Raw genomic sequence first — 1,731 nt, forward strand, 5'->3', positions numbered from 1 at the left:
GGCTCCCGGACTGGTCAGGCCGCGATGATGTCCTTCAGGTGGCCGGCGATGTCGTCCAGCCCGGCATGGGTCAGATCCTTGTCAGCCTCGCCGATCACCTTGGCCTTCAGCGCGTCCGGCAGGGCGGCCCGCAGCTGGCCCAGCATATGCGGCGCAGCCGTCAGGATCAGCTGGTCGAATGCTCCTGCAGCATGCCGTTTTTCCAGATCTTTTGCGATCAGGCGCGCAAAGGCTGCCTCGGCGGCCTCCTTGGGATCGCTGGCTTCGAAGGCGGCCGCCCCATGCGCGCCGCTGATCGGATGGCTGCCGGCGCGGTCGGCATTCTCCACCACTGGCGGCGCCTGCAAGGCATGCCCGGCGGACGCGGTGAACCCCTTGCCCGGACCGCGGTTTTCGACGATGCGCGCGGTGCGGGCATTTGCAAGAACGGCGAGGGTGACAATTGGTTTCATGGGTTCTCTCCAGTTGCTGAAGGTTGGTTGCATCCGCCCTGCACCGGCTGCGGCCTGCCGCCCAGGAAGGCAAACCAGTAGGCCAGGGCGACGCCGCCCGCGCCGCCGGCGATGTTGCCGAGAGTGACCCAGAACAGGTTGGCGGCTGCCGCGGAAAGGGGGATGCCCGCGCCGGCGCCCCAGGCCTGGGGGAAGAAATACATGTTGGCGATGGAGTGCTCGAGACCCAGGAGCACGAAGGCGGTGATCGGCCAGAGGATGGCCAGGACCTTGCCGGCCGCGGTGCGGGCGGCAAAGGACAGCCAGACCGCGAGGCAGACCAGGGCGTTGCAGAGGGCGCCGCGCATGAAGGCCTGGAGCGGCGCCAGGTCCGCCTTGGCCCCGGCAAGGGCCGCGGCGGTATCCCCCATTGCGCCGTCCAAAAGCCCGGTGAGGGCAAAGGCGGCGGCCAGCCCGGCGGCGCCGGCCAGGTTGCCGGCATAGACCACGCCCCAGCTGCGCAGCAGCAGGCGCAGCGGGATCTTGCGGTCCACCGCGGCGATCACCATCAGCACGTTGCCGGTGAACAGCTCCGCGCCGGCAATCACCACCAGGATCAGGCCGAGGGAGAACACCGCGCCGCCCAGCACCCGGACCGGCCCGGTCACGGGGGCGGCGCCGGTGAGGGTCATGGTATAGGCCGCCGCGCCGAAGCCGATGAAGGCGCCTGCCAGCATGGCCAGAACGAACATCTGCGGCAGCGGCAGACGGGCCTTGGCGGTTCCGGCACTTTCCACCAGCGCCGCAATCTCGGCGGGCTTGTAGGCATCAAACGGGGCCTGGCTGGTCATCGGTCGGCTCCTGAAGCTATGGGCGCAAAGGGGCGGGGCGGCGGCCGCTGGCAAGGGCTCAGTGGGCGAACAGCACCGGCAGCCCGGTCTGTTCTATCATCGTGCGGGTGGTGCCGCCAAACACGGCCTCGCGCAGGCGGGAATGGCCGTAGGCACCCATCACCACCAAGCCGGCCCCGGCCTCGCGGGCGCGCTGCTGGATGCCGTGGCCGACGTCATGGCCGCCGCTGGGGAATTGCGAGACGGTGACATTGCAGCCGTGGTGGCTGAGCCAGGCGGCAGCATCGGTGCCCGGGTCCTCGCCGTCGCGCTGGTCGGAGGCGCTGGATTCAAAGCAGCCGATCACCACTTCCTGCGCATGGCGCAGATAGGGCAGCGCCGCATGGGCGGCGCGGGAGGCGGCAAGGCTGCTGTCCCAGGCCAGGAAGATGCGGCTGTAGCTGCCGAAG

Annotated in this window: 3 protein-coding genes; all 3 read right to left on the minus strand. The window is 69.7% G+C overall.

Annotated features, from left to right (window positions below):
• Nucleotides 1-14: 14 nt before the first annotated feature.
• The gene (locus LHL23_RS23365) at nt 15-452 is read right to left on the minus strand and encodes a host attachment protein (RefSeq protein WP_226431754.1); all 438 of its coding nucleotides are present in this window, start codon (nt 450-452) and stop codon (nt 15-17) included.
• Nucleotides 449-1,282: a formate/nitrite transporter family protein gene (locus LHL23_RS23370; RefSeq protein ID WP_222482626.1), complete on the minus strand. Its 834-nt coding sequence runs from the start codon at nt 1,280-1,282 to the stop codon at nt 449-451. Before LHL23_RS23370 ends, LHL23_RS23365 begins: the two co-directional genes overlap by 4 nt.
• Before the next feature lie 58 nt (nt 1,283-1,340).
• A partial coding sequence (locus tag LHL23_RS23375; protein ID WP_226431755.1) for a universal stress protein occupies nt 1,341-1,731 on the minus strand: 391 nt, incomplete at its 5' end.

The sequence above is a fragment of the Leisingera sp. McT4-56 genome (assembly GCF_020514995.1).
In the GTDB taxonomy this organism is placed as follows: Bacteria; Pseudomonadota; Alphaproteobacteria; order Rhodobacterales; family Rhodobacteraceae; genus Leisingera; species Leisingera aquaemixtae_A.

What these genes read in the sequence shown, in the direction of transcription:
- LHL23_RS23365 (WP_226431754.1), bottom strand. Translation starts at nt 452, where the DNA reads ATGAAACCAATTGTCACCCTCGCCGTTCTTGCAAATGCCCGCACCGCG.
- LHL23_RS23370 (WP_222482626.1), bottom strand. Translation starts at nt 1,282, where the DNA reads ATGACCAGCCAGGCCCCGTTTGATGCCTACAAGCCCGCCGAGATTGCG.